Origin of the sequence: Mesorhizobium sp. B2-5-11 (assembly GCF_006440835.1) — a bacterium.
Taxonomy (GTDB): domain Bacteria; phylum Pseudomonadota; class Alphaproteobacteria; order Rhizobiales; family Rhizobiaceae; genus Mesorhizobium.
In genome coordinates, this window is the sequence record NZ_VFUK01000013.1 from 59,783 (window position 1) to 84,849 (window position 25,067).

Genomic DNA, 25,067 nt, shown 5'->3' on the forward strand with positions numbered 1-25,067 from the left:
CGTCCGAAACTTTTTTCCGCCGCTGCTTTTAGCCGAGTTCTCGGCGCATTGCACCCTGGATATTGCCGTTGCAATATCGTGGATATTGGCGGTTGCAATATCCGGGATATGGCTGGCCGCAATGTCCGGCATCACGCCTTGGCCAGCCGCTTTTTCCAGTAGCGGATCTGCTTCCTGACTTCCGACGGTGCGGTGCCGCCGAAGGAGGTGCGGCTCTTCACAGAGTTCTGCACGGCCAGCACCGAAAAAATGTCCTTCGTGATGCCGGGGTGGATCGACTGCAAGTCTTCCAGCGCAAGCTTCTCCAGGCTCAGCTTCTTCTCTTCGGCCAGCGCCACCGCCCGTCCCGTGACATGATGCGCTTCCCGGAACGGCAGGCCGAGCGTGCGCACCAGCCAGTCGGCAAGGTCGGTCGCGGTTGCGTGGCCGGAGCCGGCAGCCTTCTTCATCGCCGCCGCGTTCACCGTCATATCGGAGACCATGCCGGTCATCGCCGCCAGCATCAGGTCGAGCGTCTCGGCGGCATCGAACACCGATTCCTTGTCTTCCTGCATGTCCTTGCCATAGGTCAAAGGCATGCCCTTCATCACCGTCAGCAGGCCGACCAGATGGCCGGTGACGCGCCCGGTCTTGCCGCGCACCAGTTCGGCGGCGTCGGGGTTCTTCTTCTGCGGCATGATCGAGGAGCCGGTGGAGAAGCTGTCCGACAGCCTGATGAAGCCGAATTGCGGCGTCGACCAGATGATGATTTCTTCCGCCAGCCGCGACAGATGCGTGGCGCATATGGCCGCCAGTCCCAGGAATTCCAGCGCGAAATCGCGGTCCGAGACGCTGTCCAGCGAATTGCGCATCGGCTCGCGGAAGCCGAGCGCACTGGCGGTCTGGTGGCGGTCGATCGGAAAGCTGGTGCCGGCAAGGGCGGCCGCACCAAGCGGGCTCTCGTCCATGCGTTCGACGGCGTCGCGCACCCGCGACAGGTCGCGCGAAAACATCTCGACATAGGCCATGCAATGGTGGCCGAATGTCACCGGCTGCGCCGCCTGCATATGAGTGAAGCCCGGCATCACCGTCGCGGCATGCTGCTCGGCCCGCTCCAGCAACGCACCGACCAGGCCCTTCAAGGCCTCGGCGACACGAAAGCACTCGTCCTTGACCCAGAGCCGGAGGTCCACTGCAACCTGGTCGTTGCGAGAGCGGGCCGTGTGCAGCCGGCCGGCGGCCGGACCGATCAGCTCGGCGAGGCGGGCCTCGACATTCATGTGGATGTCTTCCAGCCTGGTCGAGAATTCAAACGTGCCCGCCTCGATCTCTTTCAAGATCGTGTTCAGGCCGTGAGCGATTTTCTCTTGATCGGCCGCCGAAATAATGCCCGTTTGCGCCAGCATCGCGCTATGGGCGATCGAACCTCTGATGTCCTGCGCATAGAGTTTGCGGTCGAACGAGATCGACGCGTTGATCGCTTCCATGATCGCGGCCGGACCCGAGGCAAATCGTCCGCCCCACATCTGGTTGCTGGTCTTCTTGTCGCTCATGGCTATAAAACCCGTGCTCGGAGCAGTTTTGAGAAAATGGCAGACGGAAACAGATTTTTCCCGGCCCCGCGCCTGATCCTCGCCGCCCTGGTGGCGGGAGCGCTGGCCGGCGCGGTCGCGGTATATGTCAGCGAGAGCCGGTCTGGCAACAACGCCGCGTCGCAAGTCGCCGTCGGCGACAGCAAGGACGATGTCGCCTGCGCCGCCAAGAGCGAACGCGCCAAGAAGATCGCCGCAGCCGCCACCGGCGAGGTCGCGGCGCTCTTGCCAGCCGATCCGCCGCAATCGATGAAGAGCCTCGCCTTCAACGGCCCGGACGGCAAGCCGATGACCATCGCCGACCGTGCCGGCAAGACGGTGCTGCTCAATCTGTGGGCGACATGGTGCGCGCCATGCCGCGCCGAAATGCCGGCGCTGGACACCTTGCAGAAGGAGAAAGGCAGCGATGCGTTCCAGGTCGTCGCCGTCAACGTCGATGCCGGCGACGACGTGAAGCCGAAGAAGTTCCTCAAGGACACCGGCGTCGAGGCACTCGGCTATTACAGGGATTCGACGATGGCGCTGTTCAACGAGCTCAAGACGCGCGGCCTGGCGCTCGGCCTGCCCGTCACCATGCTGATCGACGGCGAAGGCTGCCTGATCGCTCATATGAACGGCCCGGCCGAGTGGTCGGGGCCGGACGCCAAGCGGCTTGTCGAGGCCGCGCTCGGGTCTTGAAGAGGCTGGGACAAGGCTGGGCGCAAGCGCGGCCTGACCACGCAACGGTCCCGCCCAGCCCATCCGCGTCGGCCTGAGCCGACCCGGTCAATTCGTCGAATGCCTGGATCGGCGCCGGCTTGCCGAGATAGTAGTCCAAGCCTCGGCGTCCAGGGACTCACCTTAAGGACATATATGGCGAGCCGTTTGTGCTATCGGCCAGACGAGCCGTTGGTCGGCAGGGGATAGACGCCCTTCAATACTTCGTCGAAGTGATGACTGACCGCCGCATTGCACTCGCAAGCAAGCCACCGCAGGCCGTCGACCTTGCGAACGACGATCCGGGCACGATGGGTCTCAATGAGACCGTGTTCTTTCAGATCGCGTATGACGCGGCTCAAATAGCTCCGGCCGACTCCGAGCATTACGGCGAGCTGTTCTTGTGTCAGCGCCAGATCGGGAGTGCCCGTCCGATCAATGGCGGCCAGCAGCCATTTCGCTGTCCGTTGCTCGATCGAATGCGCGGCATTGCAGGCGACGGACTGGAACATCTGCGCCATCAGGCAGTCCGCGTACCGCGCGAACAGATTCCGTAGCGTCGACGACCTGGACTTCGCCTCTTCAAGGTTAAGCAGGTCGACGCGGAAGAACGAACCTCCCAATTGTACTTCAGCGCGAGCGTAAGCTGGGAGCCTGCCTTGGCTGACAACTCCGCCAATTGCCCCTTCTCGTCCGACCAGAGCCGTCTCGATCGCACGCCCGTCGCTCAGCACGACGAGATAGGAAATCAGGCTGGGACCTCTCGGGAAGTATGCATGGCGAACCGTGTCGCCAGGTTCATAAAGCAGTGTTCCGGTGGGGGCCGACCACTCATCCAGCCAAGGCTCGAGGATTGCCCAATCTGCCGCGGTGAGTGCCCGCAGAAGATTGTTGCCGATCATGCCGGAGTCTATGTGGGCGCGGGCTTCCATTTACACTCCTCCGAACGATCGCTTGCGGCCCATATCCCAATAACCGGAGAAATGTCCACTAGTGCGCAGACGCGCAAAGCGCGAATGTCTAAGAAGTGACAGGGGTGCTGATCCAGGCCCCATCGAGCGCGAGCTGTGGCGCGTCGGCTCCAGGCGAAATGCTAGAAGATCGCCCAAGGCGGACAACAAAGCCCTGCGGTTGAATTGCTGGCGTGTCGCGTAGAGCACGTCGATACTGAACCCGTGCAACCAGCGTGAGATATGAACCCGGAACAACCGCCCGCTTCAGGGGCCCATCCCCTTCTCCGGCTCTACATCGCCGGAGACACGCCCGGTGCTCGTCGGGCACTGGAAAGCCGCCTGAAGATAATCGAGGAGATGAGCGCATCCATTGAAATCCAGATCTTCGATATCCTGGAACATCCTCATGAGGCGGAGCGAGCAGGGATACTAGCAACGCCGACGCTCTCCGACGAATCCGCCGATCCCCCGCGCCGTCTGGTGGGCGACATCAGCAATATCGCTCAGGTTCTGGACTATTTCGGTTTTCGCAAGAAGGATGATATTCATGACCGCGACGGATGAGATCTCTATCGACCCGGTTCTTGAACGCGTCAATACAGGGATCGAGGCTTTTGACGACTTGGTGATGGGTGGCTTGCCGCGCGGACGCACCACCATCGTGGGCGGCACGCCCGGTAGCGGCAAGACCGTATTCGCCACGCAGTTCCTGGCGCATGGCATCACCGGTCTCAATGAGGCCGGTGTCTTCGTCACCTTCGAGGAGTCGCCAACCGAGATCGAGGTGAACATGGCGAGCTTCGGCTGGGACATCCGCGGCTGGCGAGCGGCGGACAAGCTTGTTTTCGTCGATGCGAGCCCGCGCGATCAGGACCAGGTGGTTGTGGGCGATTTCGACCTCGCCGGTCTTCTGACCCGCATTCTGCACGCGAGCCGAAGCGCCGGGGCAAAGCGCATCGTGCTCGATTCGGTTACCCAACTTTTCGATCATTTCGTAGCCGAGCAGACGGCAGTGCGCCGCGAACTTCTACGTATTGCGACCGCGCTGAAGAAAGAAGGGCTGACGGTCCTTATGACCGCGGAACGCAACAGTGAATATGGTGAAATCTCCCGTCACCGAATAGAGGAGTTCGTCGCAGACAATGTCGTGATCCTTCGCAATGCCCTTGATCGCGAGCGCCGTCGGCGGACCATAGAAGTCCTGAAAATGCGCGGCAGCCGTCACGTTGAGGGCGAAGTGCCCATAACGCTGGTCGCCGAACAGGGCATCGTAGCTGTGCCTCTGTCATCGTTGCGCCTGGAGCAGCAATCAAGCACGAAACGGGTCACCAGTGGTAATTCCGAACTCGACAAAATGTGCAGCGGCGGGTTCTTTCGCGACAGCGTAACCCTTGTCAGTGGAGCCACAGGCACCGGAAAGACTCTACTTGTCACCAACTTTCTGGCGGGCGGAGTGGCTGCGGGCGAACGCGCCTTGCTCGTCGGCTATGAGGAGAGCCGCGGCCAGCTTTTCCGCAACGCGCGTAGCTGGGGCGTCGATTTCGAAGCGATGGAGGCGGATGGTCGCCTGAAGGTAGTCTGCCTTTATCCGGAAGCGCAGAGTTTGCCGGATCACCTTCTGATGATCCGCGAACTGGTGGCGGAGTTCAAACCCGATCGCATGGCAATCGACAGCTTGTCGGCATTGGAGCGCATCGCGCCAGAAACCGGGTTTCGTGAGTTCTTGATCAGCGTCACCTCCTTCATAAAGAAGCGCGAAATTGCCGGCCTTTGCACCGCTACCAACAAATCGCTTGTCGGAGGCCAGAGCGCTAGCGAGCAGCATATTTCCACACTCACCGATTCGATCATTCTGTTGCGCTACATTCAGCAGGAAGAATTCATGCATCGCGGCATGATGGTGCTGAAAATGCGCGGCAGCGAACACGACAAACAGATACGGCGCTTCACCATCGACAGTGGCGGTATGCATCTTGGAAAGCCCTTTGACAGCGCGCCTGATGTGTTCGGCGACTCCGCCGTGGACAACACGTCGACATGAAGAGCGCCTTGAATACGGCGCAAAACGCCGCCGAAATGCTGGAATCGCCCGGAGATACATCTCCGGCTGGCATCAGCCAGCTCAGCTTTCGCCAGTTGATCGAAAATACCGCCGACGGGATGCTGGTGGTCGATTTGGACGGAACAGTGCTCTATGCCAATCCTGCGGCAGCCGTAATTTTTGGACAGCCGCTTGACGAACTCCTCCACGTTCCGCTCGGCCGTCCGGTCGTCTCCGGAGAGATCGCCGAGATCACCGTTCACCGTTCCGGCCGCAAGCCGGCAGAAGTGGAAATGCGTACGGTCGAGGTTACCTGGGACAGCAGGCCCGCATTGCTTGCCAGCCTGCGCGATGTCTCGGCCCAGCGATCAAGAGAAGAAAACGCACGCCAGTCACAAAAGCTCGAGGCCATTGGACGCCTCGCAGCTGGCATTGTCCATGACTTCAACAACCTACTCGCCGTTTTCGGGTCTGGCCTTCGGCTTCTGGAGAAACAGATCGCTAAAGATCCTGCGGATGAGAAAGTCGCTCTGCTGGTCGAGGAGATGTTCAGGCGGATCGAAAATGGAGGAGCGCTAACACAGCAACTGCTTGCCTTTTCGCGACGCCAATCCCTGGTCCCGGAACAGATTGATCTCAATGAACGTATCAAGGGGCTGACGACGCTGCTGGAACGGACGTTGGGGAGCGGCATCCGGGTACAATGCAATCTGGATCCAGCCTTGGACCCTATCCTTATCGATGCCAACCAGCTCGACATCGCCGTTCTTAACCTTGCCGTGAACGCCAGAGATGCAATGAAAGGCAATGGCACTCTCACGATTGAGACCAGCAATTTTCCAAATGATCTGGAGGATTTGCGTTCAGCGGCGGCTTCATTTGTTCGCGTGACTGTACGCGATACCGGCTGTGGAATGAGCAAGGACACCCTGGCGCGCGTTTTCGAACCATTCTTCACAACAAAATCGGAAGGGCAGGGTACGGGACTCGGGCTAAGCCAAGTTTACGGCTTCATCAAGCAATCCGGTGGGCATGTCCGAATCGATAGCGAAATCGGTCAGGGAACAAGCCTGCATCTCTACTTGCCGCGCGCTTCTGGAACCGAGCGGCAGCAGAACTGAGCGGCGGCAGACCCATTCCCGGCCAGCAGACTGATTGGCCGATGTCAAATCCGTCAGGCTGAGCGCGGGACGGGAATTTCCACGCATCGACCGAGCATTAAACCGACGCCTTTTTCAGCGTTGTCATGTCAGTGTTGTCATGTGCTGTTAGACGCCGTCCGTCGGTGAGGTCGCTGACCGTCTCGAGACAGGTCCCTGGTACATCAATTCAAGCAGCAAGCCGCTATGCAATCCTTTTCCGGGTCACTTTCATCCGGAAGTGAACGCTACTTTAGCCGGACATGAAGTGCGCCTGCCCGCAACAAAACCGTTGTCCGCTGCGCGCGAACGACACATAGTGCCATTGCGGGAGTGCCCCTTTCGCCAATGACAAGCAATGAGAACGGGAGACGAAACATGAAGTTCTTTGGCTTCGCGGCCGGTGTCGCCGTGACCCTGCTTTCCACAACCTCCGCCTTCGCCGTCACGCAGATCAGCTGGTGGCACGCCATGACCGGCGCCAACGCAGAGGTCGTCGACAAGATTTCCAAGGATTTCAACGCCAGCCAGGGCGACTATCAGATTGTTCCGGTTTTCAAGGGCACCTATCCCGAAACGCTGAATGCCGGCATCGCCGCCTATCGCGCCGGCCAGTCGCCTGACATCATCCAGGTGTTCGATGTCGGCACCGGCGTGATGATGGCGGCCCGGGACGCGATCAAGCCAGTGGCCGAGGTGCTGACCGGCGCCGGGATGGACTTTGACAAGAGCCAGTATCTGCCAGGCATCGTCGGTTATTATTCGACGCCGGACGGCACCATGCTGTCCTTCCCCTATAACTCCTCCTCGCCGATCCTCTACTACAACAAGGACATCTTCCAGAAGGCGGGGCTCGATGTGAACAACCCACCCAAGACCTGGAACGAGGTGTGGGAGGATGCCAAAAAGATCAAGGCGAGCGGCGCCGCCGCTTGCGGCTACACCTCGACCTGGCTGACCTGGATACACCTGGAAAACTTCGCGGCGTGGAACGATGTGCCGTGGGCCACGCAGCAGAATGGCCTGGCCGGCGGTGATGTCGAACTCAAGATCAACTCGCCGATCTTCGTCAAACATTTCCAGGCGCTCGCCGATCTGGCCAAGGACGGCACCTTCAAATATGGCGGGCGCACCTCCGAAGCCAAGCAGATATTCCTCGCCGGCGAATGCGGCATCTTCACCGAATCCTCGGGCGGCCTAGGCGACATCGTCAAGTCGGGCATGAACTACGGCATTGGCCAGTTGCCCTATGACGGCGACGCCAAGGGCGCGCCGCAGAACACGACGCCGGGCGGTGCCAGCCTTTGGGTCTTCGGCGGCAAGTCCGACGAGGAGTACAAAGGCGTCGCGGCTTTCTTCGCCTATCTGTCCAAGACCGATGTGCAGGAATATCTGCACCAGAAATCGGGATACCTGCCGGTGACGCTCGCCGCCTATGAGGCGACGAAAAAGTCCGGCTTCTACGACAAGAATCCCGGTCGCGAGACGCCGATCCTGCAGATGACGGGCAAGGCGCCGACCGACAATTCGAAGGGCGTGCGGTTGCCGAACCTGCCGCAGGTGCGCGACATCCAGAACGAGGAGTTCGAAAAGATGCTTGCCGGCCAGGAAACCGCCCAGCAGGCGCTCGACAATGCGGTCACGCGTGGCAACGCGGCGATCAAGGAAGCGCTGGGGAATTAGGGCGCGTCCGAACCTATCGAGTTATAGTCCTTGCTCTACGAGGCCCCCCTCTGCCCTGCCGGGCATCTCCCCCTGAAGGGGGGAGACTGGCTGTCGCGACCGTTTTCGGCGATTGTCAAAGCTGGAGAATGGCAGCTGCCGCAGGAACTGCCAATCTTCCTCCAAGAAGGGGAGATGCCCGGCAGGGCAGCGGTGAGCGCCGTAGAGTGCCGCTCGGCTTTCCACGCCGGAGCGGCGCATTGACCCCGCGCGTCGTCTTTCCCAACAAAGTCTTGCCATACCTCCTGGTGGCGCCGCAACTTGCCATCACGCTGGTGTTCTTCTACTGGCCGGCCGGGCAGGCGCTCTACCAGTCGATGCTGAGGCAGGACCCGTTCGGGCTGAGGAGCAGGTTCGTCTGGTTTGCCAATTTCCGCAAGGTGCTTGCCGACCCGGCCTATCTCAACTCGATCAAGGTCACAGTGGTGTTTTCGCTCGCGACCGTGATCGTTGCCATGGGCGTGGCGCTGCTCCTTGCCGTGATGACGGAAAAGGTGGTGCGCGGCAAAGGCCTCTACCGCACGCTGATGATCTGGCCCTACGCGGTGGCGCCGGCGATTGCAGGCATGCTGTGGCTGTTCCTGTTCAATCCATCGATCGGCTCGCTGTCTTATCTGCTGAGACGTTTGGGCGTCGCCTGGGATCCGCTGCTCAACGGCACCGACGCCATGATCCTTCTGGTGGCGGCGGCCGCCTGGAAGCAGATCAGCTATAATTTCCTGTTCTTCGTCGCCGGGCTGCAGGCGGTGCCGAAAACGCTGATCGAGGCGGCGGCGATCGACGGCGCCGGCGAAACCAAGCGCTTCTGGACCATCGTCTTCCCGCTTTTGGCGCCGACGACGTTTTTCCTTTTGGTCGTCAATACCGTCTATGCGCTGTTCGACACGTTCGGCATCGTCCACGCCGTCACCGGCGGCGGGCCGGGCAAGGCCACCGAGACACTGGTCTACAAGGTCTACAATGACGGCTTCGTCAATCTGATCCTCGGCGATTCGGCGGCGCAGTCGGTCATCCTGATGGTCATCGTCATCGCGCTCACCGCCATCCAGTTCCGCTACGTGGAACGGAAGGTTCATTACGGCTGAGGAGCGCGATGATCGGTCAATCCCCGTTTCGCATTTTCCTTGCACATGCCGTGCTCATCCTCGGCATACTGATCGTGGCCTTTCCGATCTACTACACTTTCGTTGCCTCGACGCAGACGCTGCAAACCATCCTTAGGCCGCCACTGCCTTTCCGGCCGGGCAGCGAGTTCTGGAACAATTACGGCGAGGCGCTGTTCGGCGGCGTCGGCCGCATCGGCGGGCTCGGCGTCGGCAGGCTGCTCCTCAACTCCACGATCATGGCGCTCGGCGTTGCGGTCGGAAAGATATTCATCTCGATCCTGTCGGCCTATGCGATCGTCTTCTTCCGTTTTCCGCTGCGCATGACTTTCTTCTGGCTGATCTTCATCACCCTGATGCTTCCCGTCGAGGTGCGCATCCTGCCGACCTACAAGGTAATGGTCGACCTCGGTATGATCGACACTTATGCCGGACTGATCATCCCGCTGATCGCCTCGGCCACCGCAACGTTGTTGTTCCGCCAGTTCTTCATGACCATCCCGGGCGAGTTGGTCGAGGCGGCGCGCGTCGACGGCGCCGGTCCATGGCGGTTCTTTTTCGATATCCTGTTGCCATTGTCGCGCACCAATATCGCGGCGCTGTTCGTCATTCTTTTCATCTACGGCTGGACGCAGTATCTGTGGCCGCTGCTGGTCACCAACAGCAACGATATGAACACCATCGTCATCGCACTGAAGAAGATGGTCTCCTTCGCCGATGCCGACACCCAATGGCATTTGGTCATGGTCACGGCGATCCTGGCAATCTTGCCGCCAATCCTGGTTGTGGTGCTGATGCAGCGCTGGTTCGTGCGCGGACTGGTCGACACCGAAAAGTGAGAAGCCGATGGCGACGGTCGATCTGAGGGACGTGAAGAAAGTATATGCCGGCGGCGTCGAAGCCGTGAAGGGCGTCTCCATTGCCATTCCCGACAAGGAACTCTGTGTGCTGGTCGGGCCGTCCGGCTGCGGCAAGTCCACGCTTTTGAGGATGATCGCCGGGCTGGAGACCATTTCTTCCGGCACGGTCGCTATCGACGGCAAGATCGTCAACACGATCGGCCCGACCGAGCGCGACATCGCCATGGTGTTCCAAAACTATGCGCTCTATCCGCATATGAAAGTCTACGACAACATGGCTTACGGGCTACGCAATCGCGGTACGCCCAAGGACGAGATCGACAGCAGGGTTCGTTCGACCGCCAAGGTGCTGGAGCTTTCAGCGCTGCTTGACCGGCGCCCGCGCGAGCTTTCAGGCGGTCAACGCCAGCGCGTCGCCATGGGCCGCGCCATCGTGCGCAATCCGAAAGTCTTCCTGTTCGACGAGCCACTCTCCAATCTCGATGCCAAGCTGCGCGGCCAGATGCGGGTCGAAATCAAGAACTTGCAGCGCTCGCTCGGTGTCACCTCGGTCTACGTCACCCATGACCAGTTGGAAGCGATGACGTTGGCCGACATCCTTGTCGTCATGAATGGCGGATTGGTCGAGCAGGCGGGCGCGCCACTCGACATTTACGAAAAGCCGGCCTCGACGTTCGTCGCCTCTTTCATCGGCGCACCGCCGATGAATCTTCTGTCCCTTTCGGGTCCGGCGCTGACCGGCAGCAAGACGAGCGACTTTGCGCCTGCGAATGCCGTCACGCTTGGCTTCCGCCCCGAGGATGCCGATGTCACTTTCGCGGCCGAGGCACCGTCCGGCGCGCTCGTGCTGCCGACAATGGTGGAGGCGGTCGAGCCGGTGGGAGCGGACAGCTTTCTTCACTGTGCGGCAGGCGGCGACCGCATCGTCGTGCGTGTGGCCGCGCGCGCAACAGCCAAGCCCGGCGACCAGTTGCGCGTCGTGGCCAAGGCCGAGAAACTTCACTGGTTCGATCAGGCTGCAAAGAGGGTCGACTGACGCCAATCTTGCATGCTGATCAGCGAGCCGCGAACCGTCGGCCGGTCAGGCGAATACATGCGCCTGTCCCGACACGGTGAGCCGGACGATCTCACCGACCGCCGGGGCGTCCATGCCGGACTTGCGCAGGATCAGCGGCGTACTGCCGATGGCGGCGGCGTCCGGCGGGTCGGGGCTGTTGAGCAACCGCACCGCGACCGTGCAGGTCGAGCCGGCGAATTCGGATTCCGTTACCTCGCCAAACAGCATGTCCGGCGTGCCCGACATGCCCTCGCGCGATGTCCGCTTCAGTCCGATCTGCTCCGGCCGCAACATGATGCGGGCGACATCGCGGCTGTCCGACGTATCGACGGCGATGCGGCCAAGCGGCGACGTGGCGAAACCGCCCGCTATCTTCGCCGGCAGGATGATGGCGTCGCCAAGGAACTCGGCAATCATCCTGTCCTTCGGCTTGAGATAAAGTTCGCGCGGCGTGCCGACCTGCGAAAACCGGCCCTCGCGCATCACCGCGACCTGGCTGGCGAAGGACAGCGCCTCGGCCTGATCGTGCGTCACCAGGATGGTGGTGATGCCGGCGGCTTCGAGCAGTTCCGCCACGGCCTTGCGCATGGAGGCGCGCAGGCCGGTGTCGAGCGCCGAGAACGGTTCGTCGAGCAGCATCAGCCGCGGCTTCATCGCCATGGCGCGGGCGAGCGCCACGCGTTGCTGCTGACCGCCGGAGAGTTCGTGCGGGCGGCGCTTCAGGATCGCCTTGTCCAGCCCCACTATATAGGCGAGCTCGACGATGCGCTCGGATCGCTTGTCCAGCCGGCGGTCCATCCCGAAACCGATATTGTCGCCAATCGTCAGGTGCGGAAACAGGGCGCCGTCCTGTGCAACCAGGCCGATACCGCGGCGGTGCGCCGGAACGGCGCCGCCGCTGTCGGCCAGCATCTTTCCGTCAAGCACGATGCTGCCCTGGTCGGGCGCCTCGAAACCGGCGATCAGCCGCAGCAAGGTGGTCTTGCCGCAGCCGGACGGCCCGACGATGGCCGTGCGGCTGCCGCTGGCGACGTCGAGATCGATGCCGGCAAGCGCCGCGACGGGGCCGTAATGCTTGTGCAAGCCCCTGAGTTCGAGAAAGCTCATCGTCCTGCCATCCGTTTTGACTGGACATAGAGCAGCCAGGTCAGGGGCAGCGACATCGCCACCATGATGAAGGCGTAAGGTGCTGCCGAAGCGTAGTCGATCTCGCCGCTGTAGGACCAGAATGCCATCGCGAGCGTGCGGGTGCCGTTCGGCGCCAGCATCTGGGTCGCGGTCAGCTCGTTCATGATGCCGAGCGCCACCAGCGCCATGCCGGCGGCGGCACCCGGCGCCGACAGGCGGATCGTCGTCGACCACAATGCATGGAGCGGCGACCGCCCGAGGCTGGACGCGGCGCGCTCGAGCTCGACCGGCGCCTGCGCGATCGACGCCCGCAGGCTGATCAGGGCGCGGGGCAGGAACATCAAGGCATAGGCAACCAGGATGGTGAACAGGGTCTGATAGAGCGGCAGGGCGATGCGCACGGTGATGGTGACCAGCGCCAGTGCGATCACGACCCCGGGCAGCGATCCGACGATGTAGTTGCAGCCCTCCAGCAAGCGCTGCAGAGGCCCCGGCGCGCGGATCGAGATCCAGGCCATCGGCATGGCGGCGACGGTGGCGAGCAGCGCGCCGGCGAGCGCCAGGAACAACGTCTGGCCGAGCGCCAGGCCGATCTCGTCGAGCCGCCAGACCTCGGCGCCGCCGGCGGCAAGCCAGCGTCCGATGGTGACGAACGGTACGCCGAGCGCCAGAAGCGTGGTGGCGGCAAGCAGCAGCAGGCAAGGCACGGTCGCCCGGCCGAGCGGCGCGCGCTGTTGGTGGCGCGCGGCGCCCGAACCGACGCGGGCATAGCGCTCTTCCCCGCGCACCAGCACCTCCAGCCCGAGCAGCACGAAGCAGCAGCTCACCAGCACGCCGGCCAGCATATTCGCGGCCGGCCCGTTGAAGGTCGATTGGAACTGGTCGACGATCGCCGTGGTGAAGGTGTCGAAGCGGATGAAGACGTAAAGGCCGTATTCGGCCAACAGGTGCAGGCCGACCAGCAATGCGCCGCCACAGATGGCAAGCCTGAGCTGCGGCAGCACGACGCGCCAGAACACACGCCAGGGACCAAGGCCGAGTGCGGCCGCGGCGTCTTCGAGCGCCGGATCGAGCCGGCGCAGGGCCGCCGATACCGGCAGATAAAGGAACGGGAAATACGCTATGACAGAGACAAGCACGCCGGCCCACAAGCCATGCAGCCCGGGCACCATGGTGATCCAGGCATAGCTGTGCACGAAGGCGGGAATGGCGAGCGGCGCCACGCATAGCCAGGCCCACAGCCGGGCGCCGGGCAGGTCGCTGCGTTCGGTCAGCCAGGCCAGCGCCACCGACAGGATGATGGCGATCGGCACGGCGAGCGCGACAAGCAGGACGGTGTTGGCCAGAAGCTCGCCGACACGCGGCCGGAAAACCAGCGCCGAGACGGTTTCCCAACCGGTCTGCACGGCGACCCAGACGATGAAGGCAAGCGGCAGCAGGGCCAGCAGCGAAACGAAGATAGCGGCGGCAACGATCCATGACGCAGCGCGCCGGCGCGCCCTGCGGCGCGTCCTCGGCGGCAGGCCCGGGCTTGCAATGTCGGCCGCGAACTGCATCGGCTCAGACTTCGCGCCCTTGCCGCCCGGCGGCGGCAATCGAAAGACCACGATCATGGTCGGGAATACAGCGTGTCGTCATCGACGAATGCCATCTCGAAAAAACAAAACGCTCCCGCGGAATTCCCGCGGGAGCACGGCCGGTGTCCTTATTAGGACGAACGGCAACTAAAGCAAGCCGGCCGCCGTCATCAGGTCGGTGGCTTTCTTGGAGTTCAGCGTCGCGGCATCGATCTTCGGCGCCTGCAGGTCGGCCAGCGGCACCAGCTTCGGATTGGACTCTGCGCCCTTGCCGACCGCGTATTCGAAGGACGTTCCGTTCTTCAGCACGTCCTGGCCGCCCTTGCCGGTCACCCACTTCAGGAAAGCCTGGGCTTCCTTGGGATGCTTGCTCGAAGCCAGCACGCCGCCGCCGGAGGTCGAGACGAAGGCGCCCGGATCCTGGTTTTTGAAATAATGCAGCGCAACGTTCTTGCTGTTCTCGCCGGTCTTGGCCTGATCGCCGAAGTAGTAGTAGTGATAGATCACGCCGCCTTCGATCTCGCCGGCGTTGACCGCCTTCATCACGGTGCTGTTGCCTTTATAGGCGGTGAAATTCTGCTTCATCGCCTTCAGCCAGTCCGCCGTCGCGGCTTCGCCCTTGAGCTGCAGCAGCGCGCTGACGATAGCCTGGAAATCGGCGCCCGACGGCGAGGCGGCCCAGCGGCCTTTCCAGCTCGGATCGGCAAGGTCGAGCAGCGACTTGGGCAACTGGTCGGCCTTGAGCTTGGTGGTATTGTAGGCAAAGACGGTGCTGCGGGCGGCAACGCCGACCCATTTGCCGCTCGCTGCCTGATAATCCTGCGGAACCTGCGCCAGTGTGTCGGCGTCGACCGGCGCGAACAGGCCGGCATTCTCGACCAGCACCATGGCCGGCGAATTCTCGGTCAGGAACACGTCGGCGGGCGAGGCGGTGCCCTCCGCGACGATCTGGTTGGAGAAATCGCTGTCGCCGCCATTGCGCAGCGTGACCTTGATACCGGTTTCCTTGGTGAAGCCGTCGGCCCATTCCTTGGCGAGGCTCTCGTGCTGGGCATTGTAGACGATGATGCCTGTATCCTCAGCCATCGCCTGGCCAGCCATCAGGCTGACCGCCACCACCGCGGCGCCGGCAAGGGTGGAAAGAGCGTATTTCATGGGCGTCGTCCTCGATCTCGTTGAACTGGCACGCAGCACCTATCGATACATGACAGGTGTAGTCAACATTTTTGGCCTGCTTCAATCGGCCGCTGGCGGCATAGACCCATGCCAGGCGGACAATTCCGCGTGATGGCCGCGCGCGACCGACGGTCCAGGACACAGTCGCCGTCGACGAGCCCAAGTTCGCGTTCGCCCGCAATCTTTCGTGACTTGCCGGTAGTTTGCCTTGGACATTATTTCGCCGGCCACGTAACAAATCAGCGCCGAGGCGCGAAGATCGGGGAGTGAACTCTTGTGAGCGGCAAGGACGAGGCCGAGCTTTCCCGGCTGATGCGAGCCGCGATCGCGGGAGATGAAAGGGCCTATGCCGACTTTCTGCACCGGACGGCCGCTCTGGTTCGCGGTTTTGCCAGGCGCAAGATCGTCAAAGGCGGGGTCGATCCCGAGGATGTCGTGCAGGAAACCTTGCTGGCCATTCATGTGAAACGGCACACCTGGCGCCAGGACGCACCTGTGCTGCCCTGGGTCTATGCCATCGCGCGCTTCAAGTTGATCGACGCGTTCCGGCGGCGCGGACGGCGCATCGAGATCGATGTCGACGATATCGCCGAAACCTTCGCCGAGCCGGAAACGGAAACCGTCAGCGAACGCGACATCAGCCGGGCGCTCGACGGCCTGCCGCCGGCACAGCGCTCCGTGGTGTCGTCCGTGTCGGTGGAGGGGCGCTCGATCGGCGACACGGCAGCCAAGTTCGGCATCAGCGAAACAGCGGTGCGGGTTTCTTTGCATCGCGGACTTGCAGCCATTGCCAAGCGGTTCGGGCAGGGGCGGTTTGGGCGGGAATGACATGAGGACCGAGGATCTCATCAAGGCGCTTGATGCCGACGCCCGCAGCAAGGCGATGCCGCTGCGCTCGGCCTGGTGGCTGGCTGCCGGTGTGGCCGCCGTGATCGCGGGCGCGGTTTTCATGATGACGATCGGTCCGCGCCCCGACTTCATGGCTGCCGCACATACGATGCGCTTTCTTTCGAAGTTCCTGTTCACCATCGTGCTCGCCGCCAGCGCCTTCGCCTTCGTCAGGACATTGTCGACACCGGGAGCATCGACAGGCAAGGCGGCGGCCTGGATGGCGGCTGCGCCCGTGCTCGTGGCAGTGGCCGTGGTGCTGGAGCTTTACGCCGTGCCCGAGGCCGACTGGGGCAGGCGTCTCGTCGGTTCCAACATGATGGTCTGCATGGGGCTCATCCCGCTGATCGGCATCGGCCCGCTTGCCATCTTCCTGTGGATGCTGCGCTATGGCGCGCCGACACGGCCGGTGCTGGCCGGCACGGCCGCGGGCCTGCTCGCCGGCGGGCTGGCGGCAACCTTCTATGCCGCGCATTGCTTTGATGATTCGCCGCTTTTCGTCGCCACCTGGTATACGATCGCGATCGCCGCGCTGGCGCTGCTCGGCGCGCTCGGCGGCCGGTTTTTCGTGCGCTGGTAGCGCGACGCCCGCTGCTGCATCCCGCGCATACCGATCCTTAATCATGCCGGCAAATGTTTGCCGGCCGGCGGCATCGCCGATACCCGACGCAACCTTTCCTTAAAATCGATCCGTCAGGATTTTCACGGGAAATGCGATTGCCCACGGGGTGGTACAAATCGTGGCAATGCGAAGGATCATCGGGCCGGCGCCGCACAGACATGCGGGGTTGGCTCTGCTCGTGGGCGGGACAGCGGCGATGACGGCATCGATCCTGCTGTCGCGGCTGGATCCCGGCGCCGAGACGCTCGAATTATGTGTGCAGGCGTCGGTCGGTGTGGCAGCCGGCGCACTTCTCCTGGCCTGCATGTTCGCGCGCGTCATCCGCAAGGACCGCCGCCAGATCGCCGAGAGCGAGCAGCGCTTCCGCCGTGCCATGGAGGATTCCTCCATCGGCGTCGCCATCGTCGGCCTCGACGGGCGCATTCTCGAGGCCAACCCGGCTTTCGCTGCCATGCTCGACTACCGCCGCGACGAGATCGAGGCGTTGACCTTCTTCCAGCTCACGCATGCCGACGATCTGGAGATCGGGCGGGAGACGATGGAAGACCTGAAGGCCGGCAAGATCGATTCCTTTCATTTCGAGAAGCGCTATCTCAAGAAGGACGGCACGCCCGTCTGGGCCAGGCTGGCCGGCTCCGTCATTCGCGACGGGAATAGCGGCCGGCCGCTGTATCTCGTCTCGCAGATAGAGGACATCGATGCGCGCAAGCAGGCCGAGGCGCGGATCGCCGAGGCCGAAACGCGCTGGAACTTTGCATTGGCCGGCGCCGGCCAGGGCGTCTGGGACTTCGACAAGCGCAGGGGCGGCACTAACTATTCCTCGACCTGGGTCAAGATGCTGGGTTACGCCGACGGGGAACTCGACGGTGACCCCGATCACTGGCTGGCGATGATACATCCCGACGACCGCGAAGCAGTGGCCGAGGCGGACCGCGCCCATCTCGAAGGCCGCACGCCGTTCTTCGAGGCCGAATTCAGGATGCGCCACAAGGATGGCCGCTGGCTCTGGTTCCTCGACCGCGGCAAGGCGATCGAGCGCGACGAAGAGGGGCGGCTGATCAGGGCGATAGGCAGCCTGACCGACATCACCCGGCGCAAGCAGGCGGAGGAGCGCCTCGCCGTGTCGGCGGCCATGCTGGCGGACGAAAAGGAGCGCCTCAAAGTGACGCTCCAGTCGATCGGCGATGCCGTCATCTGCACCGATGCCGCCAACCGCGTCACCTTCATGAATCCTGTCGCCGAAAAGCTGACCGGTGTCTCCTGCAATGATGCCCTCGGCAAGACGCTCGGCCATGTCTATTGGGCGGTCGACGAGGAGACCGGCCACAGGATCGGCGTGGCGCGGCCTGCGATCGGCGGCCAGGGAGCCGATGACCAGAACAGCCGCGCCGTCCTCATCCGGCGCGACGAGACGCGCTGCAGCATCCGGCAGGTCGTGTCGCCGATCATGAACGAACGCAACGAATTCTGCGGACTGGTCATCGTCTTCCAGGACTTCACCGATGCGCGCGCGCTGCAGCGCCAGCTTGCCCACGCCGCCGCGCATGATGCGCTGACCGGCCTTGCCAACCGCGCGAGTTTCATCCGCGCCATGGAAGAACTGGTCGATCAGGCCCGCAAGGAGGGGATCGGACATCAGTTCATGTTCATCGATCTGGATCATTTCAAACTGGTCAACGACACAGGCGGCCACGCGGCGGGAGACGCATTGCTCAAGCGCGTTGCCGAGGCCGTGCGTGGCGTGCTTGGTCCGCAGGACATGGTCGCGCGTCTGGGCGGCGACGAATTCGCGGTCATTCTGAAGTCGGGCTCGGCCGCCGGGGCCAGGATCGCGGCGCGATCCATCATCGATGCGATACAGGGCCTCGACTTCACCTGGGAAGGCCGTCCCCATTCGATCGGCGCCAGCATCGGACTGGCTCCTATCAACGCAGATTGCGGCGCGGTCGACGAGATCATCGCCAGGGCAGACGCCGCCTGCTACGTGGCCAAGGCTGCGGGTCGCGGATGCGTGTCCATGGCGCCCGAGAATGACGCCACGGACGACAGGATCGAAATCGGGACGCCCAAGCCCCTGGCCGCAGCGTCGTAGCCCCGCGATAGGGCCGCGATCAACCCTGTCGGGTCAGCGTGTCGGAACCGGATGCTCGCCGCGATAATCGTAGAAGCCGCGGCCGGTCTTGCGGCCGAGCCAGCCGGCCTCGACATATTTGACCAGCAACGGGCAGGGGCGGTACTTCGAATCCGACAGGCCGTCATGCAGCACCTGCATGATCGACAGGCAGGTGTCCAGGCCGATGAAATCGGCCAGCTGCAGCGGCCCCATCGGATGGTTGGCGCCGAGCCGCATGGCGGTGTCGATGGCATCGACCGTGCCGACGCCCTCATAGAGCGTGTAGATCGCCTCGTTGATCATCGGCAAAAGGATGCGGTTGACGATGAAGGCCGGAAAATCCTCCGAGACCGTGATCGTCTTGTCGAGCTGCTTCACATAGGTCTTTGCCGCCTCGAAGGTCTGGTCCTCGGTGGCGATGCCGCGCACCAGTTCGACCAGCTTCATCAGGGGAACCGGGTTCATGAAATGGATGCCGATGAAGCGCTCGGGGCGGTCGGTCTGCGCGGCTAGCCGCGTGATCGAGATCGACGAGGTATTGGTCGCCAGTATGGCCTCGGGATTGAGCTGCGGACAAAGCTGGGCGTAGATCTTGCGCTTGACCGTCTCGTCCTCGGTCGCTGCCTCGATGACCAGGTCGGCACCGGCGAGATCGGCCATGGATGGCGCCGCCGCGATGCGCGCCATCGCCTGGTTGCGGAGCTTCTCGTCGAGCTTGCCGGACCCCACCTGGCGGGCCATGTTGCCGCTGACAGTGGCGATGCCCTTCTCGATACGGTCGGGCGATATATCGTAGATCAGCACCTTGTAGCCCGAAAGTGCGGAGACATGGGCGATGCCGCCGCCCATCTGGCCCGCGCCGATGATGCCGATCGTTTCGATCTTGCTCATTACACCGATCCCGTCGAAAAAGGCCTTTGCGGCCTGCTTTTTGTGCGGTGCAAACTAAAAGGGTGGGGCGACTTCGTCTACCCCACCCCTCACAATTTAATACGCTTTGCGGCAGGGCGTCAAAGCGCCTTCTGCAACTCCGGCAGGACAACGAACAGATCGCCGACGAGGCCATAGTCGGCAACCTGGAAGATCGGCGCTTCCTCGTCCTTGTTGATGGCGACGATGACCTTCGAATCCTTCATGCCGGCGAGGTGCTGGATGGCGCCGGAGATGCCGACGGCGATGTAGAGGTCGGGGGCGACGACCTTGCCGGTCTGGCCGACCTGCCAATCATTCGGCGCATAACCGGCATCGACGGCGGCGCGGGATGCGCCGACGGCAGCGCCGAGCTTGTCGGCGACCGGCAGGATGACCTCCTGGAACTTCTCCGAGGAGCCGAGCGCGCGGCCGCCCGAGATGATGATCTTGGCCGACGTCAGTTCCGGACGATCGGTCTCCGATAGCTTGTTCTCGACGAAGGAGGAGAGGCCAGGATTGGCCGCAGCGCTGACGGTTTCGACAGCGGCCGAACCGCCCTCGGGCGCCGCCTGGAAGGAGGCGGTGCGCACGGTAATGACCTTCTTGGCATCGGTCGACTGTACCGTCTGGATGGCGTTGCCGGCATAGATCGGCCGCTTGAAGGTGTCCGGCGAGACCACTTCGATGATCTCGGAGACCTGCGCCACGTCGAGCAAAGCGGCCACGCGCGGCGCGACGTTCTTGCCCGACGAGGTTGCCGGCGCGACGATGGTGTCATAGGAGCCGGCCAGCGACACGACGAGCGCCGCGGTCGGCTCGGCGAGACGCTCGGCAAGCTCGTCGGCTTCGGCCAGCAGCACCTTGCTCACGCCCTTCAGCTTGGCGGCGGCGTCGGCTGCGCCCTTGGCGCCCTTGCCGGCCACCAGCACATGCACGTCCGAGCCGATCTGCAGCGCGGCCGACAGCGCCTTGGCGGTCTGGTCGGAAAGGGTAGCGTTGTCGTGTTCGGCGATGAGGAGAATGGTCATTTTATCTGTTCCTTCCGATCTCAGAGCACGCCGGCTTCGTTCTTCAGCTTGTCGATGAGCTCGGCGACGCTCTTGACCTTGACGCCCGCCTTGCGGCCGCCCGGCTCTTCGGTCTTGATGACCTTCAGCCGCGGCTTGACGTCAGCGCCGTAGTCGGCCGGGCTCTTCTCGTCGAGCGGCTTCTTCTTGGCCTTCATGATGTTGGGCAGCGATGCATAGCGCGGCTGGTTGAGGCGAAGGTCGGCAGTGACGATCGCCGGCATCTTCAGCTCAACCGTCTGCAGGCCGCCGTCGACCTCGCGCGTCACCCTGGCCTTGTCGCCCTCCAGCACCACCTTGGAAGCAAACGTGCCCTGCGCCCAGCCGAGAAGGGCTGCGAGCATCTGGCCGGTCTGGTTGGAATCATCGTCGATCGCCTGCTTGCCGAGGATGACAAGGCCGGGCTGCTCGGCCTCGACCACGCCCTTCAGTACCTTGGCGACGCCCAGTGGCTCTGTCTGCTCGTCGGTCTTGACCAGGATGGCGCGGTCGGCGCCCATGGCGAGCGCGGTGCGAAGCGTCTCCTGCGCCTGCTGCGGGCCGATCGACACGACGATGATCTCTTCGGCCTTGCCGGCTTCCTTGAGCCGGATCGCCTCTTCCACCGCGATCTCGTCGAATGGGTTCATCGCCATCTTGACGTTGGCCAATTCCACCGCCGAACCGTCAGCCTTGACGCGAACCTTCACATTCGCATCCACAACCCGCTTCACGGGCACAAGGATCTTCATTTTCCTGTCACCTCTCTTGAGATAGTTGGGGCGCGCTATACCAGCGTGAACCCTGTCAGAGTTGTCGAAAGCCGACATTCCGGATGGAAATTCTGCTCTTCAACCGCCAAAGGCGGGCGGAAACGCTTCCGTAGTTGCGGCGAACCCGCACGTCAATATGCCACGGCGTCGGGCAATTCACTCAATCGGTTCAGTCGGGGCCGGGGCACTTCCTCGACCCCAGCGTGGCACGGGCTGCGCGGCAATCGGCTCGTTTACGGCCGGATCTACGGCGACGGCGGGCTGGTCGGCGGGTGCGGCTTCTTCGTCCGCGCCCGCAAAAAGCGGCACGCCGCGGCTGCGCAGCACGAGCACCAGCACGGCGCCGGCGATGATGCCGCCTATGTGGCAGGCCCAGGAAATCTGGTCCTCGCCACCGGCGGCGAACATGACGATCTGGAACAGCACCCACAGGAGGAGCGGGATGAAGGCCGGGATGCGCAGCGGAATGCGGGCAAAGGCCAGCACCCAGACCTTCACCCTGGGATAGAGGATCAGGTAGGCGACGACCACGCCGGCGATGGCGCCGGAGGCGCCGATCAGCGGCACCTGCGAGTCCCACGCGATGAGGCCCTGGAAGGCGGCTCCGGCGATGGCGCACAGGAGGTAGAAGATGAGATAGCGGATATGGCCGAGCGCGTCCTCGACATTGTCGCCGAACACCCACAGGAACAGCATGTTGCCGCCAAGGTGGAAAATGTCGGCATGCAGGAATGAGTAGGTGAGATAGCTCAGGCTTTCGGGAATGACGATAAAGCGCGGGTCGAGCTCTGCCGTGTCATGCACCACGGAGGGGATGAAGCCGAGGCCGAGCACGGCGGCATTGGTGAAATTCTCGCCCCCGAGCGCGGTGGCGCAATAGACCAGCGCGTTGGCCAGGATCAGGGCGATCGTCACATATTGCAGCCTGATGTGCCGCAGCCTGTTGGTGTCGTAGAGCGGGATGAACATAGGTGCCTGGCCTCTCCCGCCTTGGCATAGTTCAGCGGTTCTTGCCAGGAACCCATAACACGTCGGCATTTCCATTGTCATTGACCGCCCTGGCGGCGACGAACAGGAAGTCGGAGACGCGGTTGATGTATTTCAGCCCGTCGCGGTTGACGTGCTCACCAGGATGCTGTGCGAGCGCCACCATCAGCCGCTCGGCCCGCCGCGCCACCGTTCGGGCGAGATGGAGCGCAGCGGCGGCCGGCGTGCCGCCGTTCAGCACGAAGGATTTGAGCGGCTGGAGGTCGTTGTTGAGGAGATCGATGTCGTGTTCGACGCGCTCGGTCTGCGCGGCAATGATGCGCAGCGGCTCGTAGCCGAGCGGCTTGCCGTCGTCGGGCACGGCCAGATCGGCGCCCAGGTCGAAGAGATCGTTCTGGATGCGGGCAAGCATGGCGTCAATCGCCGGGTGGCTTGGGGCGGTGTGAACACGAGCCATGCCAATGCAGGCATTGGCTTCGTCGACAGTGCCGTAGGCGTCCACCCTGAGATCGGACTTCAGCCGCCGCTCACCCGTGCCGAGCCCGGTGGTGCCGTTGTCGCCGGTGCGGGTGTAGATCTTGTTGAGCTTGACCACGTCGCCTCCCGAACGGCCGGTGTCCTCATTTGCGGGTGAAATACACGGCCAGCAGGATCAGCGCCAGCGCCACGGCCTGCAGCACGACGCGCGTCTGCATCAGCTTGTTGGAGGTCATGCCGGAACCGCCGCGCATCATGTTGATCAGACCCCGGACCAGCACGATCACCACGGCGACCATGACCAGGATGGCAAGGATGTTGAAGACGGATGCCATTTGCGTTTCCAGTCCTTTTCTTGTTCAGGCGCGTTTGGCGAGCAGGCGGTGAAGCATCGATGCCGGAAGGATGCGTTTGAGCGTGGCGCCGACCTTGGCGGGCACTGTTACCACATAGTGCGGGCGCGGGCGCCGCGACAGAAGTGCATGGCGAAGCGCCTTGTGGACCACTTCCGGCCCGGGCTTCAGCGCCGATTGGCTGCCGCCGGTGCGCATCCGTTCCAACTGCGCCTCATAGTCCGCGCGATGCACGGAATTCTCATGGTCGATATTCCTGAGAAACCAGGCGAGGCCATTGCTGGCGATCTTCGATTTCACCGGCCCCGGCTCGATCAGCGAGACATGCACGCCGCTGCCGGCCAGTTCCTGGCGCTGACAGAGCATCAGCGCCTCCAAAGCGTGTTTGGATGCCGAATAGGCGCCGCGAAAACGTACCGGCACCAGGCCAAGGATCGACGAGCAATGAACGATCCGGCCACGGCCCTGGCGGCGCATCACCGGCACGAGCCGGCGGGTCAGGTCGTGCCGGCCGAAGAAATTGGCCTCGAACTGCTCGCGCAAGGCGGCCACCGGCAGATCCTCGACCGCGCCCGCTTGCGCATAGGCGCCATTGTTGAACAGAGCATCGATCCTGCCGCCGGTCCGCTCCAGCACTGAAGCCGCAAGCGCTTCGATGGAGGCAGGTTCGCGATAGTCCAGATAGAACGCCTCGATGCCCTCCTTTTCCAGGGCCGCGATGTCTTCGGGCTTGCGCGCCGTGGCGAACACCCGCCAGCCTTCCGCCTTGAGCGCCCGCGCGCAATAAGCGCCTATGCCGGACGACGCGCCGGTGACGATGATGACGCGCAACGCGCGTGCCGACGGATTCGTCTTATGACCAAGGGTTGCCATTTGCCGCATTCCCTTCCCATATTCGCGGCGTCGAGACAATCGAAGGGGAGCGCGGTTCTTGTTGCGGAATATCGTCGCCCTGCGCCGCGTGCTCTACGACGCGATCGGTCATTTCAACACCGATGACGGCTGGGCGATGGCCAGCCATCTGGCAATCACCTCGCTGATGGCGCTGTTTCCGTTCCTGATCTTCGCCACCACGCTGGCGAGCTTCCTCGGCGCGCAAGCCTTCGCCGACACGGCCGTGCACCTGGTCTTCGACACCTGGCCGGAACAAATCGCCAAACCGATCGCGCGAGAGGTGCTGAACGTGCTCACCGTGCGACGATCGGATCTGCTCACCTACGGCGTGCTGCTGGCCGCCTATTTCGCCTCGAACGGCATCGAGGCGCTGCGCACCTCGCTCAACCGGGCCTATCGCGTCACCGAGACGCGCGGCATCATCTATCGCCGCGTGCAGAGCATCTTCTTCGTGCTGATCGCCACGGCAGGCTTCCTGGCGATCAGCGTGCTCCTGGTCTTCGCGCCATTGCTGGCGCGGCTGGCCGAGGCGCATTTCGAGTGGATAAAACCCTATACGGGCACCATCACGCTGTGGCGCTACGTCATCGCCTCGACCGTCATCGTCGGCGGTCTGTTTTCAGTGCATTACTGGCTGCCGGCCGGCAAGCGCCGTTTCGTCTCGCTGATCCCCGGCATCGTCTTCACGCTCGCCGCATGGCTGATCGGCTCGACCATTTTCGCCACCTATCTCGACCATTTCTCGTCCTATGTGACGACCTATGCCGGGCTTGCCTCGATCATGATCGCGGTGGTCTTTCTCTACATCGTGTCCGCGATCTTCATTCTCGGCGGCGAACTCAACGCAGCAATCAGCCGCTATCTCGAGGCACGCGCGCGGGTGGGATGACCGGCTGAATTGAAGAACTGGAGAATTGGAGAATTGGAGAATTGAAGAAGAAGCCCCCAGCGCCAGATGGCACCATTTTCCTCAATTCCT

Annotated in this window: 25 protein-coding genes; 13 read left to right on the plus strand and 12 right to left on the minus strand. The window is 63.0% G+C overall.

All coding sequences use genetic code 11. The features are described from left to right. Positions 1-131: 131 nt before the first annotated feature. Entirely contained in the window at positions 132-1,532 is a 1,401-nt protein-coding gene (argH, locus tag FJ490_RS28150) for an argininosuccinate lyase (RefSeq protein ID WP_140560180.1), read from the minus strand. A 36-nt stretch (positions 1,533-1,568) separates the two neighbouring features. Here argH and FJ490_RS28155 point away from each other — a divergent pair, with 36 nt between their 5' ends. Continuing rightward, on the plus strand, positions 1,569-2,249 hold the full coding sequence (locus FJ490_RS28155; protein WP_140513874.1) for a TlpA disulfide reductase family protein: 681 nt from the start codon (positions 1,569-1,571) through the stop codon (positions 2,247-2,249). A gap of 191 nt (positions 2,250-2,440) precedes the next feature. On the opposite strand, the gene FJ490_RS28160 is transcribed toward FJ490_RS28155, so the two are convergent. Continuing rightward, positions 2,441-3,199, minus strand: a complete 759-nt coding sequence (locus FJ490_RS28160; RefSeq protein ID WP_140729329.1) for a Crp/Fnr family transcriptional regulator — start codon at positions 3,197-3,199, stop codon at positions 2,441-2,443. Positions 3,200-3,460: 261 nt separating this feature from the next. Here FJ490_RS28160 and FJ490_RS28165 point away from each other — a divergent pair, with 261 nt between their 5' ends. The 7 genes from FJ490_RS28165 (at position 3,461) to FJ490_RS28200 (ending at position 11,121) form a co-directional block, all read left to right on the plus strand. Then, on the plus strand, positions 3,461-3,784 hold the full coding sequence (locus FJ490_RS28165; protein WP_140500802.1) for a circadian clock KaiB family protein: 324 nt from the start codon (positions 3,461-3,463) through the stop codon (positions 3,782-3,784). Next, the gene (gene kaiC / locus FJ490_RS28170; protein WP_140500803.1) at positions 3,768-5,261 is read left to right on the plus strand and encodes a circadian clock protein KaiC; all 1,494 of its coding nucleotides are present in this window, start codon (positions 3,768-3,770) and stop codon (positions 5,259-5,261) included. Before FJ490_RS28165 ends, kaiC begins: the two co-directional genes overlap by 17 nt. Continuing rightward, positions 5,258-6,382 carry an ATP-binding protein gene (locus FJ490_RS28175; RefSeq protein ID WP_140525435.1) on the plus strand — a complete coding sequence of 375 codons (1,125 nt, stop codon included), beginning with the start codon at positions 5,258-5,260 and terminating at the stop codon, positions 6,380-6,382. Before kaiC ends, FJ490_RS28175 begins: the two co-directional genes overlap by 4 nt. A gap of 396 nt (positions 6,383-6,778) precedes the next feature. Continuing rightward, positions 6,779-8,083 carry a sn-glycerol-3-phosphate ABC transporter substrate-binding protein UgpB gene (gene ugpB / locus FJ490_RS28180; protein WP_140729330.1) on the plus strand — a complete coding sequence of 435 codons (1,305 nt, stop codon included), beginning with the start codon at positions 6,779-6,781 and terminating at the stop codon, positions 8,081-8,083. Between the two features lie 239 nt (positions 8,084-8,322). Beyond that, positions 8,323-9,207 (plus strand): sn-glycerol-3-phosphate ABC transporter permease UgpA, encoded by an 885-nt coding sequence (ugpA, locus tag FJ490_RS28190; protein WP_140625577.1) that lies wholly within the window; start codon positions 8,323-8,325, stop codon positions 9,205-9,207. Between the two features lie 8 nt (positions 9,208-9,215). Continuing rightward, positions 9,216-10,064: a sn-glycerol-3-phosphate ABC transporter permease UgpE gene (gene ugpE, locus FJ490_RS28195; RefSeq protein WP_140500807.1), complete on the plus strand. Its 849-nt coding sequence runs from the start codon at positions 9,216-9,218 to the stop codon at positions 10,062-10,064. Between the two features lie 7 nt (positions 10,065-10,071). Continuing rightward, positions 10,072-11,121 carry a sn-glycerol-3-phosphate import ATP-binding protein UgpC gene (locus FJ490_RS28200; RefSeq protein WP_140500808.1) on the plus strand — a complete coding sequence of 350 codons (1,050 nt, stop codon included), beginning with the start codon at positions 10,072-10,074 and terminating at the stop codon, positions 11,119-11,121. Positions 11,122-11,166: 45 nt separating this feature from the next. Here the strand turns inward: FJ490_RS28200 and FJ490_RS28205 are convergent, their stop codons facing one another. The 3 genes from FJ490_RS28205 to FJ490_RS28215 all read right to left on the minus strand — a co-directional run bounded on the left by FJ490_RS28205 (position 11,167) and on the right by FJ490_RS28215 (position 15,002). Further along, complete coding sequence (locus FJ490_RS28205) at positions 11,167-12,249, minus strand: ABC transporter ATP-binding protein (protein ID WP_140558133.1); 1,083 nt, start codon at positions 12,247-12,249, stop codon at positions 11,167-11,169. Continuing rightward, complete coding sequence (locus FJ490_RS28210) at positions 12,246-13,826, minus strand: iron ABC transporter permease (protein WP_181165391.1); 1,581 nt, start codon at positions 13,824-13,826, stop codon at positions 12,246-12,248. The genes FJ490_RS28205 and FJ490_RS28210 overlap by 4 nt, the downstream gene beginning before the upstream one ends. 168 nt (positions 13,827-13,994) lie before the next feature. Next, entirely contained in the window at positions 13,995-15,002 is a 1,008-nt protein-coding gene (locus tag FJ490_RS28215; RefSeq protein ID WP_140513868.1) for an iron ABC transporter substrate-binding protein, read from the minus strand. Between FJ490_RS28215 and FJ490_RS33590 the strand changes: the two genes are divergently transcribed. The 4 genes from FJ490_RS33590 to FJ490_RS28230 all read left to right on the plus strand — a co-directional run bounded on the left by FJ490_RS33590 (position 15,001) and on the right by FJ490_RS28230 (position 18,625). Further along, positions 15,001-15,135, plus strand: a complete 135-nt coding sequence (locus FJ490_RS33590) for a hypothetical protein (RefSeq protein WP_263490082.1) — start codon at positions 15,001-15,003, stop codon at positions 15,133-15,135. The two genes, FJ490_RS28215 and FJ490_RS33590, sit on opposite strands and share 2 nt — an antisense overlap. Before the next feature lie 164 nt (positions 15,136-15,299). After that, positions 15,300-15,851 carry a sigma-70 family RNA polymerase sigma factor gene (locus tag FJ490_RS28220; protein WP_140500812.1) on the plus strand — a complete coding sequence of 184 codons (552 nt, stop codon included), beginning with the start codon at positions 15,300-15,302 and terminating at the stop codon, positions 15,849-15,851. A gap of 1 nt (position 15,852) precedes the next feature. After that, positions 15,853-16,491: an NrsF family protein gene (locus FJ490_RS28225; RefSeq protein WP_140525439.1), complete on the plus strand. Its 639-nt coding sequence runs from the start codon at positions 15,853-15,855 to the stop codon at positions 16,489-16,491. A 238-nt stretch (positions 16,492-16,729) separates the two neighbouring features. Then, positions 16,730-18,625, plus strand: coding sequence for a PAS domain S-box protein (locus tag FJ490_RS28230; protein ID WP_246672791.1), 1,896 nt, complete (start codon positions 16,730-16,732; stop codon positions 18,623-18,625). A 33-nt stretch (positions 18,626-18,658) separates the two neighbouring features. Here the strand turns inward: FJ490_RS28230 and FJ490_RS28235 are convergent, their stop codons facing one another. The 7 genes from FJ490_RS28235 to FJ490_RS28265 all read right to left on the minus strand — a co-directional run bounded on the left by FJ490_RS28235 (position 18,659) and on the right by FJ490_RS28265 (position 24,067). Next, positions 18,659-19,537, minus strand: a complete 879-nt coding sequence (locus FJ490_RS28235) for a 3-hydroxybutyryl-CoA dehydrogenase (RefSeq protein WP_140500869.1) — start codon at positions 19,535-19,537, stop codon at positions 18,659-18,661. A 119-nt stretch (positions 19,538-19,656) separates the two neighbouring features. Continuing rightward, a complete protein-coding gene (locus tag FJ490_RS28240) occupies positions 19,657-20,586 on the minus strand; it encodes an electron transfer flavoprotein subunit alpha/FixB family protein (protein WP_140558136.1) in 930 nt (309 codons plus the stop codon). Positions 20,587-20,606: 20 nt separating this feature from the next. Then, a complete protein-coding gene (locus tag FJ490_RS28245) occupies positions 20,607-21,356 on the minus strand; it encodes an electron transfer flavoprotein subunit beta/FixA family protein (protein ID WP_140525441.1) in 750 nt (249 codons plus the stop codon). Positions 21,357-21,533: 177 nt separating this feature from the next. Further along, the gene (locus FJ490_RS28250) at positions 21,534-22,346 is read right to left on the minus strand and encodes a rhomboid family intramembrane serine protease (RefSeq protein ID WP_140560186.1); all 813 of its coding nucleotides are present in this window, start codon (positions 22,344-22,346) and stop codon (positions 21,534-21,536) included. 31 nt (positions 22,347-22,377) lie between these two features. Further along, on the minus strand, positions 22,378-22,959 hold the full coding sequence (locus FJ490_RS28255; protein WP_140500873.1) for a cob(I)yrinic acid a,c-diamide adenosyltransferase: 582 nt from the start codon (positions 22,957-22,959) through the stop codon (positions 22,378-22,380). Positions 22,960-22,984: 25 nt separating this feature from the next. Then, positions 22,985-23,176, minus strand: a complete 192-nt coding sequence (locus FJ490_RS28260) for a twin transmembrane helix small protein (RefSeq protein ID WP_140500874.1) — start codon at positions 23,174-23,176, stop codon at positions 22,985-22,987. A gap of 24 nt (positions 23,177-23,200) precedes the next feature. After that, positions 23,201-24,067 carry an SDR family oxidoreductase gene (locus FJ490_RS28265; protein ID WP_140729331.1) on the minus strand — a complete coding sequence of 289 codons (867 nt, stop codon included), beginning with the start codon at positions 24,065-24,067 and terminating at the stop codon, positions 23,201-23,203. A gap of 58 nt (positions 24,068-24,125) precedes the next feature. Between FJ490_RS28265 and FJ490_RS28270 the strand changes: the two genes are divergently transcribed. Beyond that, entirely contained in the window at positions 24,126-24,977 is an 852-nt protein-coding gene (locus FJ490_RS28270; RefSeq protein WP_140500876.1) for a YihY/virulence factor BrkB family protein, read from the plus strand. Positions 24,978-25,067 lie beyond the last annotated feature (90 nt).

Bases quoted from the DNA above. Each gene is read 5' to 3' on its own strand.
- FJ490_RS28235 (WP_140500869.1), bottom strand. From the start codon at position 19,537: ATGAGCAAGATCGAAACGATCGGCATCATCGGCGCGGGCCAGATGGGC.
- FJ490_RS28250 (WP_140560186.1), bottom strand. From the start codon at position 22,346: ATGTTCATCCCGCTCTACGACACCAACAGGCTGCGGCACATCAGGCTG.
- FJ490_RS28210 (WP_181165391.1), bottom strand. From the start codon at position 13,826: ATGCAGTTCGCGGCCGACATTGCAAGCCCGGGCCTGCCGCCGAGGACG.
- FJ490_RS28230 (WP_246672791.1), top strand. From the start codon at position 16,730: ATGACGGCATCGATCCTGCTGTCGCGGCTGGATCCCGGCGCCGAGACG.
- FJ490_RS28165 (WP_140500802.1), top strand. From the start codon at position 3,461: ATGAACCCGGAACAACCGCCCGCTTCAGGGGCCCATCCCCTTCTCCGG.
- FJ490_RS28155 (WP_140513874.1), top strand. From the start codon at position 1,569: ATGGCAGACGGAAACAGATTTTTCCCGGCCCCGCGCCTGATCCTCGCC.
- FJ490_RS28240 (WP_140558136.1), bottom strand. From the start codon at position 20,586: ATGACCATTCTCCTCATCGCCGAACACGACAACGCTACCCTTTCCGAC.
- FJ490_RS28160 (WP_140729329.1), bottom strand. From the start codon at position 3,199: ATGGAAGCCCGCGCCCACATAGACTCCGGCATGATCGGCAACAATCTT.
- FJ490_RS28260 (WP_140500874.1), bottom strand. From the start codon at position 23,176: ATGGCATCCGTCTTCAACATCCTTGCCATCCTGGTCATGGTCGCCGTG.
- FJ490_RS28200 (WP_140500808.1), top strand. From the start codon at position 10,072: ATGGCGACGGTCGATCTGAGGGACGTGAAGAAAGTATATGCCGGCGGC.
- FJ490_RS33590 (WP_263490082.1), top strand. From the start codon at position 15,001: ATGGGCGTCGTCCTCGATCTCGTTGAACTGGCACGCAGCACCTATCGA.
- FJ490_RS28265 (WP_140729331.1), bottom strand. From the start codon at position 24,067: ATGGCAACCCTTGGTCATAAGACGAATCCGTCGGCACGCGCGTTGCGC.
- FJ490_RS28225 (WP_140525439.1), top strand. From the start codon at position 15,853: ATGAGGACCGAGGATCTCATCAAGGCGCTTGATGCCGACGCCCGCAGC.
- FJ490_RS28215 (WP_140513868.1), bottom strand. From the start codon at position 15,002: ATGAAATACGCTCTTTCCACCCTTGCCGGCGCCGCGGTGGTGGCGGTC.
- ugpE (WP_140500807.1), top strand. From the start codon at position 9,216: ATGATCGGTCAATCCCCGTTTCGCATTTTCCTTGCACATGCCGTGCTC.
- argH (WP_140560180.1), bottom strand. From the start codon at position 1,532: ATGAGCGACAAGAAGACCAGCAACCAGATGTGGGGCGGACGATTTGCC.
- FJ490_RS28205 (WP_140558133.1), bottom strand. From the start codon at position 12,249: ATGAGCTTTCTCGAACTCAGGGGCTTGCACAAGCATTACGGCCCCGTC.
- FJ490_RS28245 (WP_140525441.1), bottom strand. From the start codon at position 21,356: ATGAAGATCCTTGTGCCCGTGAAGCGGGTTGTGGATGCGAATGTGAAG.
- kaiC (WP_140500803.1), top strand. From the start codon at position 3,768: ATGACCGCGACGGATGAGATCTCTATCGACCCGGTTCTTGAACGCGTC.
- ugpB (WP_140729330.1), top strand. From the start codon at position 6,779: ATGAAGTTCTTTGGCTTCGCGGCCGGTGTCGCCGTGACCCTGCTTTCC.
- FJ490_RS28175 (WP_140525435.1), top strand. From the start codon at position 5,258: ATGAAGAGCGCCTTGAATACGGCGCAAAACGCCGCCGAAATGCTGGAA.